This window comes from Pseudoalteromonas sp. MER144-MNA-CIBAN-0113 (genome assembly GCF_040308965.1).
GTDB lineage: Bacteria > Pseudomonadota > Gammaproteobacteria > Enterobacterales > Alteromonadaceae > Pseudoalteromonas > Pseudoalteromonas tetraodonis.
The window spans coordinates 1-246 of the sequence record NZ_JBEOOG010000526.1; the positions used below are offsets into that span (position 1 = coordinate 1).

At 47.2% G+C, this 246-nt stretch carries 1 protein-coding gene; it reads left to right on the forward strand.

The features are described 5' to 3' along the window. The coding region (locus AAEY57_RS20790; RefSeq protein WP_350608758.1) for an alanine--tRNA ligase-related protein at positions 1-246 on the forward strand (246 nt) is incomplete at both ends.

Genomic DNA, 246 nt, shown 5'->3' on the forward strand with positions numbered 1-246 from the left:
TGGTAATAAGTTGGGCGCTGATAGTGATTTCTTTTATAAGATGGTCGCGCCACTGGTCGCTGAAATGGGCACTGCCTATCCAGAGCTAAAAGACAAACAAAGCGTCATCGAAAACGCCATTCAAAAAGAAGAAGCGCAGTTTGCCAAGACATTGGCACAGGGTTTACGCTTGCTTGCCAGCGAACTTGAAGGCTTACAAGACGGCGATACCCTCTCTGGCGAAGCCGCCTTTAAACTTTATGATAC